At 57.3% G+C, this 12,958-nt stretch carries 8 protein-coding genes, 2 pseudogenes and 1 other annotated feature; of the genes and pseudogenes, 7 read left to right on the forward strand and 3 right to left on the reverse strand.

Features of this window, described 5'->3' with window-relative positions:
• Window positions 1-38: 38 nt before the first annotated feature.
• On the reverse strand, window positions 39-1,484 hold the full coding sequence (locus AC1HFW_RS32070) for an IS1182 family transposase (RefSeq protein ID WP_457989010.1): 1,446 nt from the start codon (window positions 1,482-1,484) through the stop codon (window positions 39-41).
• Between the two features lie 242 nt (window positions 1,485-1,726).
• Entirely contained in the window at window positions 1,727-3,172 is a 1,446-nt protein-coding gene (locus AC1HFW_RS32075; protein ID WP_457989010.1) for an IS1182 family transposase, read from the reverse strand.
• 192 nt (window positions 3,173-3,364) lie between these two features.
• Between AC1HFW_RS32075 and AC1HFW_RS32080 the strand changes: the two genes are divergently transcribed.
• Both AC1HFW_RS32080 and AC1HFW_RS32085 read left to right on the forward strand, forming a co-directional pair.
• Window positions 3,365-4,564 (forward strand): hypothetical protein, encoded by a 1,200-nt coding sequence (locus AC1HFW_RS32080; protein WP_479286737.1) that lies wholly within the window; start codon window positions 3,365-3,367, stop codon window positions 4,562-4,564.
• A gap of 174 nt (window positions 4,565-4,738) precedes the next feature.
• Window positions 4,739-6,184 (forward strand): IS1182 family transposase, encoded by a 1,446-nt coding sequence (locus AC1HFW_RS32085; protein WP_457989010.1) that lies wholly within the window; start codon window positions 4,739-4,741, stop codon window positions 6,182-6,184.
• A 178-nt stretch (window positions 6,185-6,362) separates the two neighbouring features.
• On the opposite strand, the gene AC1HFW_RS32090 is transcribed toward AC1HFW_RS32085, so the two are convergent.
• Window positions 6,363-7,556, reverse strand: coding sequence for an MFS transporter (locus tag AC1HFW_RS32090; RefSeq protein WP_479286739.1), 1,194 nt, complete (start codon window positions 7,554-7,556; stop codon window positions 6,363-6,365).
• Between the two features lie 98 nt (window positions 7,557-7,654).
• Between AC1HFW_RS32090 and AC1HFW_RS32095 the strand changes: the two genes are divergently transcribed.
• The 5 genes and pseudogenes from AC1HFW_RS32095 to AC1HFW_RS32115 all read left to right on the forward strand — a co-directional run.
• Complete coding sequence (locus AC1HFW_RS32095; RefSeq protein ID WP_479286741.1) at window positions 7,655-8,203, forward strand: TetR/AcrR family transcriptional regulator; 549 nt, start codon at window positions 7,655-7,657, stop codon at window positions 8,201-8,203.
• Window positions 8,204-8,464: 261 nt separating this feature from the next.
• Window positions 8,465-9,910, forward strand: a complete 1,446-nt coding sequence (locus tag AC1HFW_RS32100) for an IS1182 family transposase (RefSeq protein ID WP_457989010.1) — start codon at window positions 8,465-8,467, stop codon at window positions 9,908-9,910.
• Between the two features lie 422 nt (window positions 9,911-10,332).
• Window positions 10,333-11,195, forward strand: a pseudogene (locus tag AC1HFW_RS32105) (IS3 family transposase); the annotation flags it as partial.
• Window positions 10,519-10,634: a sequence feature (AL1L pseudoknot), on the forward strand. Its footprint overlaps the pseudogene before it by 116 nt.
• A gap of 18 nt (window positions 11,196-11,213) precedes the next feature.
• A complete protein-coding gene (locus AC1HFW_RS32110) occupies window positions 11,214-12,611 on the forward strand; it encodes an IS30 family transposase (protein ID WP_479286975.1) in 1,398 nt (465 codons plus the stop codon).
• Between the two features lie 4 nt (window positions 12,612-12,615).
• Window positions 12,616-12,927 (forward strand): annotated as a pseudogene (locus tag AC1HFW_RS32115) (integrase core domain-containing protein); the annotation flags it as partial.
• Between the last annotated feature and the right edge of the window lie 31 nt (window positions 12,928-12,958).

Genomic DNA, 12,958 nt, shown 5'->3' on the forward strand with positions numbered 1-12,958 from the left:
GATAGGGCCTGAGGTGCGTTATTGGTCATATGAAGGGCTCAGCCCCCCATCGACAGTATCGCTTTCATCGTTTGCTGGAAGCCTAGGATGCGCATGACCCGCTTGAGGTTATAGGCCAGTACATTCAAGCTCATTTCCGTGCCCACATTGCCCAAGCGACGAGTTAGGAAGTGTGTATAGCCCATCCAATGCTTGAACGTGCCGAACACATGTTCCACTGTGCGCCGCCGCACCTTCATCGCTTCTGGCATTCGGTCTAGACGGCGCTGCGCCGCCTCAAGCACGGCCTCATGTTCCCATCGACTGATGCGCCGATACGCGCTAGGAGTGCATCGCTCCTTCATAGCGCATTGTGGGCAGGCACTACTCCAGTAGCGCCGCAATTGAAGACCATTCTCCTCCCGCGTAAACCGGTGGATGGCGCGCTGGCCCGCAGGGCACTGGTACTCATCGTCCTTCGCGATGTATATGAAGTCCGAACGGTCGAAGCGGCCTTCGGCCTTGGCATTGGAAGTGGTCGGCTTGGGCAAGATCGCATCAATACCTGTCTCTGCACATGCCTTGATCTGAGGCGCGCTGTAATAGCCGCGATCGGCAATCGCGCGCAGTCGCTTCTTGCCCATTGCCTGCCGCGCGGCTTGTGTCATCGATGCCAATGAGTCCCTGTCATGTCCTCGGTTCGTCACTTCGTGCGCGACGATCAGATGGTGCTTGGCTTCGACAACCATCTGCACGTTGTAGCCGACCATCCCCGAGCCCCGGCCACTGGTAGCCATCGAGCGGGCATCCGGGTCAGTCACCGACAGCTGACCGTCTGGGCTATCTTTGAGCCTCTCCTTGACGTCATCCAGCGTGCGCATTTGTTTGCGCAGACGTTCGATCTTGTCGTTGAGCCGATTGGTCCTAGCCTCGATCTCGACAGGTTGCGTTCGGTCCGCAGTGTCGAGCGCCGCCAGATAGCGGCGGATGCTCTCCTCAATCTGCTGCTGACGTTTGTCGATCTTGGCGGCTGTGAAGTTTTTGTCGCGTGTGTTGACTGCCTTGAATTTGCTTCCATCAACGGCAATCAGGGCTTGGGTGAATAGTTTGAGATCTCGGCATACGGCCACAAACCGCCGGCACACATTGCGAATGCCCGTGCCATTGTCACGGCGGAAATCGGCGATGGTCTTGAAGTCTGGCGCCAGACGGCCGACGAGCCACATCAGTTCGACATTGCGTTGGCACTCTCGCTCGAGTCGACGACTGGACTGGACCCGATTTAAGTAGCCGTAGATGTAGATCTTCAGCAGCACGGCCGGGTGATACGACGGGCGGCCGGTAGCTGCTGGCGCTGCCCTCTCAAATCCCAGCGATTCCAGGTTGAGCTCGTCGACGAATGCGTCGACTATGCGCACCGGATTGTCGTCGGCGATGAAGTCATCCAGGCATTCCGGGATCAACGCTACCTGTTGCCGGTCCTGACCTTCGATGAAGCGGGGCATGTCGACTCCCGGGATCGAGATACCAAACTCTATCTACATCACCATAGCGGCGTCAAAGAGTTTTCACACAGCCTCGGTCGAGGCCGTGTGGAAACGCTATTCGTCCTGACAGCCACAGCGCAATCGTCTGGACCGCATCAACTTGGGCGGTCTTCACTTCGATTTTTCGAAGCGGGGCTCACTCAAAGCCGTTTGGGCGGCCCGGATAGGGCCTGAGGTGCGTTATTGGTCATATGAAGGGCTCAGCCCCCCATCGACAGTATCGCTTTCATCGTTTGCTGGAAGCCTAGGATGCGCATGACCCGCTTGAGGTTATAGGCCAGTACATTCAAGCTCATTTCCGTGCCCACATTGCCCAAGCGACGAGTTAGGAAGTGTGTATAGCCCATCCAATGCTTGAACGTGCCGAACACATGTTCCACTGTGCGCCGCCGCACCTTCATCGCTTCTGGCATTCGGTCTAGACGGCGCTGCGCCGCCTCAAGCACGGCCTCATGTTCCCATCGACTGATGCGCCGATACGCGCTAGGAGTGCATCGCTCCTTCATAGCGCATTGTGGGCAGGCACTACTCCAGTAGCGCCGCAATTGAAGACCATTCTCCTCCCGCGTAAACCGGTGGATGGCGCGCTGGCCCGCAGGGCACTGGTACTCATCGTCCTTCGCGATGTATATGAAGTCCGAACGGTCGAAGCGGCCTTCGGCCTTGGCATTGGAAGTGGTCGGCTTGGGCAAGATCGCATCAATACCTGTCTCTGCACATGCCTTGATCTGAGGCGCGCTGTAATAGCCGCGATCGGCAATCGCGCGCAGTCGCTTCTTGCCCATTGCCTGCCGCGCGGCTTGTGTCATCGATGCCAATGAGTCCCTGTCATGTCCTCGGTTCGTCACTTCGTGCGCGACGATCAGATGGTGCTTGGCTTCGACAACCATCTGCACGTTGTAGCCGACCATCCCCGAGCCCCGGCCACTGGTAGCCATCGAGCGGGCATCCGGGTCAGTCACCGACAGCTGACCGTCTGGGCTATCTTTGAGCCTCTCCTTGACGTCATCCAGCGTGCGCATTTGTTTGCGCAGACGTTCGATCTTGTCGTTGAGCCGATTGGTCCTAGCCTCGATCTCGACAGGTTGCGTTCGGTCCGCAGTGTCGAGCGCCGCCAGATAGCGGCGGATGCTCTCCTCAATCTGCTGCTGACGTTTGTCGATCTTGGCGGCTGTGAAGTTTTTGTCGCGTGTGTTGACTGCCTTGAATTTGCTTCCATCAACGGCAATCAGGGCTTGGGTGAATAGTTTGAGATCTCGGCATACGGCCACAAACCGCCGGCACACATTGCGAATGCCCGTGCCATTGTCACGGCGGAAATCGGCGATGGTCTTGAAGTCTGGCGCCAGACGGCCGACGAGCCACATCAGTTCGACATTGCGTTGGCACTCTCGCTCGAGTCGACGACTGGACTGGACCCGATTTAAGTAGCCGTAGATGTAGATCTTCAGCAGCACGGCCGGGTGATACGACGGGCGGCCGGTAGCTGCTGGCGCTGCCCTCTCAAATCCCAGCGATTCCAGGTTGAGCTCGTCGACGAATGCGTCGACTATGCGCACCGGATTGTCGTCGGCGATGAAGTCATCCAGGCATTCCGGGATCAACGCTACCTGTTGCCGGTCCTGACCTTCGATGAAGCGGGGCATGTCGACTCCCGGGATCGAGATACCAAACTCTATCTACATCACCATAGCGGCGTCAAAGAGTTTTCACACAGCCTCGGTCGAAAACGGACGTTCGCAAAGACCGCTTTCTACCCAAAGTAGACGAGTCAGGGGGCGAACCTTGGGCATCGAAGGGCAGAGACGAGCGTCATCCGAAACAAGAGGAGATATCGATTGACCACCGTAAGCGAGCCAGTCTGGCTAAAAGTCATGGAACACGGGGCAGCCGGAGAGGCACGCACGAAGGCATTCCTTTTGGACCGTTTTTGGGTTCTGGAACGATCCGTTGACATCGATGGCGCCGACTTCCTTATCCAGTTGCGCTCGCTCTCTACCCGCTTTACGGACGCCGCACCTCCCCGCATTGGAATCGTGCAGGCCAAGTATTACCAAGACCGGGCTACGACTCAGTATATCCCGTGCCGGTACGTGGACGATGACAAAGGTAAACCGCTCAAGGGATTTTTCGCCGTCCTACACGTCGGCCAGGAAGATCAGGCGGAAATGTATTTGTTGTCATCTTGCGAAATCGCAGAGACACTTGATCGATCGAAGGACGACCCACCGCGCTACATCGCAGGCAAGAAGGCTCTCGATGAAAAGTTTCGCGTCCTGAACCGGCGACAGGCGCTGGACAAAATTCAGCACGAGTTGGCGCAACGCTCGACCCCCGAGTCCTTGCGGTTTTTGGATCAAGTCAATATCCCATATCACAAGATCGAAAGGAGCAACATCGACTTCGCATACACGTTGCCAATTCCAAATTCTCAGGCAGACATACCTGATGCATTCTACGACTACAGGAACAAGCTACGCTCACTCCTGTATGACATGGAGGAGGCATTGGTCGCGATCGACAACATTCTCAAGACGACCGATCCTCATGTCGCCTTACAAGAGCTGGAGAAGCTTGAGCAGTATCGAAGCGGTTCTCGCTTTTCTGATGGCCTCACTTTCTCGAGCTACAAGTGTGACCTCGGCTGGGAGTATCTGAAGTACGGTCTCAAAGAGCACGATAAAGTGATAGGCGCCCTGGACAAGGTCGGCAAGCGAACAGCGTTCCTATATCTTTCGGATCGCATACAACAAGTGTTGATCGCCAAAGTCACCGAGATGTATGATCAAGCCAAGGGAGGACAGAGCTACTGTGCGTCGCTGCACTTCGACCACGAAAGCTTGGTTTTCGTGCGCATCAGAATGGAGCTTAGGAACGCAGGAAAGCCTGAGCCCGAGAGACCATTTTCAGCATGGCAATCAGTGGGCGACCATTTCGACAAGAAGCGGCCGGCTAACAAGATCGCTGATGGCCTATGGCATAAACTGGCGACACAAGTGCTGACGTTCGTCTGCCCAAACCTGGACGACGAAGAATGATCGACGGGCAGCTGAGGAATTGGACTGTCACTCGAACGGCCGATAGGTGAACATGAAAAGGTGTGCGGCCTTCCTAGAGACCAACGACCGCCATGGGTCGAGGCTGTGTGAAAACTCTTTGACGCCGCTATGGTGATGTAGATAGAGTTTGGTATCTCGATCCCGGGAGTCGACATGCCCCGCTTCATCGAAGGTCAGGACCGGCAACAGGTAGCGTTGATCCCGGAATGCCTGGATGACTTCATCGCCGACGACAATCCGGTGCGCATAGTCGACGCATTCGTCGACGAGCTCAACCTGGAATCGCTGGGATTTGAGAGGGCAGCGCCAGCAGCTACCGGCCGCCCGTCGTATCACCCGGCCGTGCTGCTGAAGATCTACATCTACGGCTACTTAAATCGGGTCCAGTCCAGTCGTCGACTCGAGCGAGAGTGCCAACGCAATGTCGAACTGATGTGGCTCGTCGGCCGTCTGGCGCCAGACTTCAAGACCATCGCCGATTTCCGCCGTGACAATGGCACGGGCATTCGCAATGTGTGCCGGCGGTTTGTGGCCGTATGCCGAGATCTCAAACTATTCACCCAAGCCCTGATTGCCGTTGATGGAAGCAAATTCAAGGCAGTCAACACACGCGACAAAAACTTCACAGCCGCCAAGATCGACAAACGTCAGCAGCAGATTGAGGAGAGCATCCGCCGCTATCTGGCGGCGCTCGACACTGCGGACCGAACGCAACCTGTCGAGATCGAGGCTAGGACCAATCGGCTCAACGACAAGATCGAACGTCTGCGCAAACAAATGCGCACGCTGGATGACGTCAAGGAGAGGCTCAAAGATAGCCCAGACGGTCAGCTGTCGGTGACTGACCCGGATGCCCGCTCGATGGCTACCAGTGGCCGGGGCTCGGGGATGGTCGGCTACAACGTGCAGATGGTTGTCGAAGCCAAGCACCATCTGATCGTCGCGCACGAAGTGACGAACCGAGGACATGACAGGGACTCATTGGCATCGATGACACAAGCCGCGCGGCAGGCAATGGGCAAGAAGCGACTGCGCGCGATTGCCGATCGCGGCTATTACAGCGCGCCTCAGATCAAGGCATGTGCAGAGACAGGTATTGATGCGATCTTGCCCAAGCCGACCACTTCCAATGCCAAGGCCGAAGGCCGCTTCGACCGTTCGGACTTCATATACATCGCGAAGGACGATGAGTACCAGTGCCCTGCGGGCCAGCGCGCCATCCACCGGTTTACGCGGGAGGAGAATGGTCTTCAATTGCGGCGCTACTGGAGTAGTGCCTGCCCACAATGCGCTATGAAGGAGCGATGCACTCCTAGCGCGTATCGGCGCATCAGTCGATGGGAACATGAGGCCGTGCTTGAGGCGGCGCAGCGCCGTCTAGACCGAATGCCAGAAGCGATGAAGGTGCGGCGGCGCACAGTGGAACATGTGTTCGGCACGTTCAAGCATTGGATGGGCTATACACACTTCCTAACTCGTCGCTTGGGCAATGTGGGCACGGAAATGAGCTTGAATGTACTGGCCTATAACCTCAAGCGGGTCATGCGCATCCTAGGCTTCCAGCAAACGATGAAAGCGATACTGTCGATGGGGGGCTGAGCCCTTCATATGACCAATAACGCACCTCAGGCCCTATCCGGGCCGCCCAAACGGCTTTGAGTGAGCCCCGCTTCGAAAAATCGAAGTGAAGACCGCCCAAGTTGATGCGGTCCAGACGATTGCGCTGTGGCTGTCAGGACGAATAGCGTTTCCACACGGCCTCGACCCTTTGCGGACATTAAGGCAGAACGCGACCCCGCTGTGTGATATTCGTGCGTAAGGCTGGGGCGAACACAGCCGCCGCCATAACCAGTACCAAAACCACCAGCATGGCGGCCCGCAGCCCATGGGCTTCTCCCAAGAGGCCCAGCATGGGCGGCCCGACCAGCATGGCGACGTAGCCGATGATAGCGACCGCTTTCACACGCTCGGCGGCACCGTTACCTCCGTCGCCAGCGGCAGACAGCGCGACGGGAAATCCCAGCGAAGCGCCGAGGCCCCACAAAAAGACCGCCGCAGCAGCCAACACAGGGTGGCTGCCAAAAACGACGAACGCAATGCCCAGCGCACCCAGGCATGCGCACAGCTGCATGACTGCCACCCGTCCAAACCGGCGTAAGAATATGCCGCCTCCGAACCGACCAACGGTCATCGCCGCAGCAAACGCCACAAAAATGAGCGAGCCTGCCGCCTGGGAAAAGCCATGCTCGTCGACCATCAGGATAGGAAGCCAGTCGTTGGCTGCACCCTCAGCCAAGGCCATGGCAAACACAATGAGACCAATCAGCAGTACGCGCGAATCGGCCCACACATTGGGTGTGCGCTCATCGGCTCCGGTGGATCGGTCTGATTGGCCTGCATATTCTGTTCCTCTCGGCACGTCATTCCAGAAACTCACGATCATGGGGACGATCAAAAGTGCCACCGCACCCAGGTGCCAAACCACATGCACCTCAAGCTTGCTTAGCATATAGCCCAACAGTGCGCCTACCAGCGTTCCCAAGCTGAAGCAGCCGTGTAGCGCATGGAGCACCGGCCGACCGAGCCCGCGTTCGACCTCAGCACCGTCTATGTTGATGGCGATCTCCGCGCTCCCCATTCCCAGTCCAAAAAAGGCCAGTCCCACCGCGACCACCAGTTGCAGTCCTAGCACCGTACCAAGGCCCATGGTCAGTAGCGATGCAACCACCAGCCACAGGCCAAGCAGCGAGGTCCAACGCGCACCAAGGCGGCCCACCAGCCCGCCCGCGCCCAGCACGCCGGTCATGGACCCGATGGACAAGCCCAAGAGCACCAGGCCCATCTGTGCGATTGAGGCTTCGATATCGTCGCGAATTGCGGGAGTGCGGGTGACCCACGAGGCCAGCGCGAGGCCTGGAATGAAAAAGTAAACGAAAAGCGCGTGCTTTCTGCGTGTCAGCTGCTGGACCATACCTATCCTTCAAAAACCTATAAGTACATATGTACACTATAAGTACAAGTGTACACTACGCTGACGCAGAATCAAATACACAGATGAAGGAGGCGAAAATGACAAAGCGAGCAAAGCGCCGGTATGAGCCCGACCGTTGCGAACGCATCATCGAGGTGGCACTCGATGTGATTGCAGAGCATGGCGTTGCGGGGACCACCCACCGGCGGGTAGCCGAGGCGGCCAACGTTCCGCTGGGGTCAATGACCTATCACTTCAAAGGCATCGACGATTTGTTGGTTGCAGCATTTACGCGCCTGTCCCAGTTGGTGGCTAGCAGGTACCAAGAGGCCTTGGAGGCTGCGACGACTGTGGAAGAGGCGCGTGAGGCCGTGGTAGAGCTGATCTGTGGAGGACTATGGGCATTGCCGCGCAATATGGTGCTGAGCTTTGAGTTGTATGCCTATGCGGCGCGCAGTCCCAAGCTCAAACCGGTGCTGCTCGAATGGATGGGCTACAGCCACACCCATCTGGAACGACATTTTTCTCCGGCGACCGCTCGTGCGCTCGATGCCTTCATCGAAGGCGTGACCATCCACAACACCGCCAGCACTAGCCTCATTTCACGCGATGAAGTTCGTGCCGTGATCGCTAAACTGACGACGTGACTCTACCGCTATTGGCCGGGCAGCGACCATTTTGGCTGTAGCTCTGTCTGGATGTAAGTAAACACCGTATTTCTGACTTCTCGGCCATTTCCAGCACACCATCGACGTCGATAGTCTGTCGTCACTTGGCGCACAACTGTCGGCTTCTGGCCGGTAGAAGCCTGCCATGGAAGGCAGTTTTCGACCGAGGCTGTGTGAAAACTCTTTGACGCCGCTATGGTGATGTAGATAGAGTTTGGTATCTCGATCCCGGGAGTCGACATGCCCCGCTTCATCGAAGGTCAGGACCGGCAACAGGTAGCGTTGATCCCGGAATGCCTGGATGACTTCATCGCCGACGACAATCCGGTGCGCATAGTCGACGCATTCGTCGACGAGCTCAACCTGGAATCGCTGGGATTTGAGAGGGCAGCGCCAGCAGCTACCGGCCGCCCGTCGTATCACCCGGCCGTGCTGCTGAAGATCTACATCTACGGCTACTTAAATCGGGTCCAGTCCAGTCGTCGACTCGAGCGAGAGTGCCAACGCAATGTCGAACTGATGTGGCTCGTCGGCCGTCTGGCGCCAGACTTCAAGACCATCGCCGATTTCCGCCGTGACAATGGCACGGGCATTCGCAATGTGTGCCGGCGGTTTGTGGCCGTATGCCGAGATCTCAAACTATTCACCCAAGCCCTGATTGCCGTTGATGGAAGCAAATTCAAGGCAGTCAACACACGCGACAAAAACTTCACAGCCGCCAAGATCGACAAACGTCAGCAGCAGATTGAGGAGAGCATCCGCCGCTATCTGGCGGCGCTCGACACTGCGGACCGAACGCAACCTGTCGAGATCGAGGCTAGGACCAATCGGCTCAACGACAAGATCGAACGTCTGCGCAAACAAATGCGCACGCTGGATGACGTCAAGGAGAGGCTCAAAGATAGCCCAGACGGTCAGCTGTCGGTGACTGACCCGGATGCCCGCTCGATGGCTACCAGTGGCCGGGGCTCGGGGATGGTCGGCTACAACGTGCAGATGGTTGTCGAAGCCAAGCACCATCTGATCGTCGCGCACGAAGTGACGAACCGAGGACATGACAGGGACTCATTGGCATCGATGACACAAGCCGCGCGGCAGGCAATGGGCAAGAAGCGACTGCGCGCGATTGCCGATCGCGGCTATTACAGCGCGCCTCAGATCAAGGCATGTGCAGAGACAGGTATTGATGCGATCTTGCCCAAGCCGACCACTTCCAATGCCAAGGCCGAAGGCCGCTTCGACCGTTCGGACTTCATATACATCGCGAAGGACGATGAGTACCAGTGCCCTGCGGGCCAGCGCGCCATCCACCGGTTTACGCGGGAGGAGAATGGTCTTCAATTGCGGCGCTACTGGAGTAGTGCCTGCCCACAATGCGCTATGAAGGAGCGATGCACTCCTAGCGCGTATCGGCGCATCAGTCGATGGGAACATGAGGCCGTGCTTGAGGCGGCGCAGCGCCGTCTAGACCGAATGCCAGAAGCGATGAAGGTGCGGCGGCGCACAGTGGAACATGTGTTCGGCACGTTCAAGCATTGGATGGGCTATACACACTTCCTAACTCGTCGCTTGGGCAATGTGGGCACGGAAATGAGCTTGAATGTACTGGCCTATAACCTCAAGCGGGTCATGCGCATCCTAGGCTTCCAGCAAACGATGAAAGCGATACTGTCGATGGGGGGCTGAGCCCTTCATATGACCAATAACGCACCTCAGGCCCTATCCGGGCCGCCCAAACGGCTTTGAGTGAGCCCCGCTTCGAAAAATCGAAGTGAAGACCGCCCAAGTTGATGCGGTCCAGACGATTGCGCTGTGGCTGTCAGGACGAATAGCGTTTCCACACGGCCTCGGTCGATAGCAGTCGTCTGAATTGAAAATCTTAGGTAAGGAAGCAGAAAGTTCAAAACTCAGTGGCATGCGAAATCTGGGTGGCCAGTCGCGATTTTTAGCATGCTAAAAAAGTCTAGTGTGGAATGCCACTGAGTTTTGAACTTCCGCCGCTCAGTTCTGAACGTCAAAAAAATGGCGAAATCCAATGGCTCTGCCTAGGCAGTTTGAATCGCCCCGGGTTTTGCGGAGGCTCCACTCTTTGAGAAAATGGAGCCCCTATGAGCAAGCAAAACAAGTTTTCCCCGGAAGTTCGCGAACGCGCCGTGTGCCTGGTGCAGGAGCACTGTGGCGAGTATCCGTCGTTGTGGACGACTGTCGAGTCCATTGCACCCAAGATAGGTTGCATGCCAGCCACGCTGCTGGACTGGGTCAAGCGCAGCGAGAGAGATATTGAAGTCTGCTAGTGCTTTTTCGCCCAGGCGGCGCTCGACCGCGAACTGAAGAAGTAAACGCCTATATCGACCGGCACCGGGACGTCTACGGGGACGAGCCGATCTGCAAGGTGTTGCAGGTTGCCCCATCGGCGTACTGGCGTCATGCCGCGTGCAAACGACGTCCGGAACTGTGCAGTGTGCGCAGCCAACGCGACGAGGGTTTGATGGTGGAAATTCGACGTGTCTGGCAAGCTAACATGCAGGTCTACGGTGCACGCAAGGTCTGGCATCAGTTGCAGCGCGAAGGCATTGCCGTAGCCCGCTACACGGTTGAACGCCTGATGTGTCGCCTGGGTTTGCAGGGTGTGCGGCGGGGCAAGCGAGTACGCACCACGATTACCGACAGTGCCCAGGCTTGCCCGCTCGATCGCGTCAATCGCCATTTCCATGCCGACAGGCCCAATCATCAGTTATGGGTGTTGGACTTCACCTACGTGTCGACCTGGCAAGACTGGCTGTATGTGGCCTTCGTTATCGACGTGTTCGTCCGCCGTATTGTCGGCTGACGTGTCGGCAACACCATGAGTACAAACTTCGTGTTGGATGCTCTGGAACACGCCCTGTATGACCGACGACCCACTGAGTTTCTGACTCACCATTCCGATCGAGGATCCCAAGGCGGATTCAACCGGTGGTCGCAACACCTTTACTCGTGGAGGTGTTGTATGGTTCGAAGTGCGAAACGTGTGTATGAGTTGACAGGGCGAGGCGCGATGCAATCGCCGGGTGCGCCGTCGCTCAGGAACGAAACTGAGCGCCAATTTTGGGAAAAGGTTGCCACCGGCATTACGAGCGAAAAAGCAGCAGAAGCAGTTGGCGTATCTCAGGCGGTAGGTTCGCGCTGGTTCCGCTATCGTGGCGGCATGCCACTTTTCATGTCGAATCCTATATCTGGTAGGTACTTGTCGTTCGCCGAGCGAGAAGAGATAGCATTGCTCTCGGTCCAAGGGTGCGCAGTGCGCGAGATCGCCCGCCGTATCGGGCGCAGCCCATCAACTGTCTCGCGGGAACTCACGCGCAATGCAGCAACTCGTGGTGGCCGACTCGAGTATCGTGCTTCGGTTGCGCAATGGAAGGCGGAACGGTTTGCCAAACGGCCTAAGCCAGCAAAACTGGCGACTAATCTTCGGCTACGCCACTACGTCCAGGAGCGCCTGGATGGCAAGATACGTGACGCAGAGGGTCGCGAGGTTGTCGGGCCTCGACAGGCGCCGTTCAAGGGGCGCAACAAGCCCCATCGCGGCGATCGCAAATGGGTCAACGGTTGGTCCCCGGAGCAGATTGCCAACCGGCTGCTGATCGACTTTCCGGATGACGAGTCCATGCGTATCTCTCACGAAGCCATTTACCAAGCGCTCTATATTCAAGGGCGCGGCGCGCTCAAACGTGAGTTGGTTGGCTGTCTGCGCACCGGGCGTGCATTACGTGTTCCGAGGGCCAGGGCTCAAGCCAAGGCATGGGCACATGTCAGCGAGGAGGTGATGATCTCTAGCCGACCTGCGGAGGCGCAAGATCGTGCAGTCCCTGGCCACTGGGAGGGGGATCTGCTTATCGGCCTGAACCGATCTGCTATTGGAACGCTGGTGGAGAGATCCAGTCGCTTCACCATGCTTGTACATCTGCCCAGAGAGCAAGGCTATGGGCAGATTCCGCGCACGAAAAATGGCCCCGCGTTGGCTGGTTACGGAGCTGTCACTATGGCCAATGCGCTCAAGAAAACCGTGTCGGACCTGCCTGCGCAATTATGGCGATCATTGACCTGGGATCGTGGCAAGGAGCTGTCCGATCACGCCCGCTTCACTATCGAGTCTGGTGTAAAGGTATTCTTCGCCGATCCACACAGCCCGTGGCAACGCGGCACGAACGAGAACACAAACGGCCTTCTACGACAATACTTCCCAAAGGGCACAGACCTGTCCCGGTGGGATGCGCATGAGATCCAGACCGTTGCCAATACGCTAAATACCAGGCCGCGAAAAACGCTTGGCTGGAAGACGCCTGCTGAAGCTCTGGACGAGCACCTAAAATCTGTTCGACAATTCAGTGTTGCGACCACCGGTTGAATCCGCCCAATACGTGTCCATCCCCTACACCGAACGCTTGGCCGAGGCAGGCATCGAACCACTTGTCGGTAGCCGAGGGGACAGCTATGACAACCTTCTGGCTGAAACCATCAATGACTTGTACAAGGCCGAACTGATTCATCGCCGAGCCCCCTGGAAAACCAGGGCTGCGGTGGAATTGGCAACGCTGGAATGGGTCGCCTGGTACAACCGTCAGCGTCTGCTCGGGTCCATCGGGTATATTCCTCCTGCGCAGGCTGAAGAACTCTATCACCGTAATCACTCTGACACTGTGCCGATGAACGCAGTGCTTTAACCAAACAGCCTCCTCGATTCCCGGGGAGATT

The organism is Achromobacter sp. ISS7 (assembly GCF_056523125.1).

Excerpts from the sequence above, each read along its gene's own strand:
- AC1HFW_RS32070 (WP_457989010.1), bottom strand. The coding sequence starts at position 1,484 with ATGCCCCGCTTCATCGAAGGTCAGGACCGGCAACAGGTAGCGTTGATC.
- AC1HFW_RS32110 (WP_479286975.1), top strand. The coding sequence starts at position 11,214 with ATGGTTCGAAGTGCGAAACGTGTGTATGAGTTGACAGGGCGAGGCGCG.
- AC1HFW_RS32075 (WP_457989010.1), bottom strand. The coding sequence starts at position 3,172 with ATGCCCCGCTTCATCGAAGGTCAGGACCGGCAACAGGTAGCGTTGATC.
- AC1HFW_RS32095 (WP_479286741.1), top strand. The coding sequence starts at position 7,655 with ATGACAAAGCGAGCAAAGCGCCGGTATGAGCCCGACCGTTGCGAACGC.
- AC1HFW_RS32090 (WP_479286739.1), bottom strand. The coding sequence starts at position 7,556 with ATGGTCCAGCAGCTGACACGCAGAAAGCACGCGCTTTTCGTTTACTTT.
- AC1HFW_RS32085 (WP_457989010.1), top strand. The coding sequence starts at position 4,739 with ATGCCCCGCTTCATCGAAGGTCAGGACCGGCAACAGGTAGCGTTGATC.
- AC1HFW_RS32100 (WP_457989010.1), top strand. The coding sequence starts at position 8,465 with ATGCCCCGCTTCATCGAAGGTCAGGACCGGCAACAGGTAGCGTTGATC.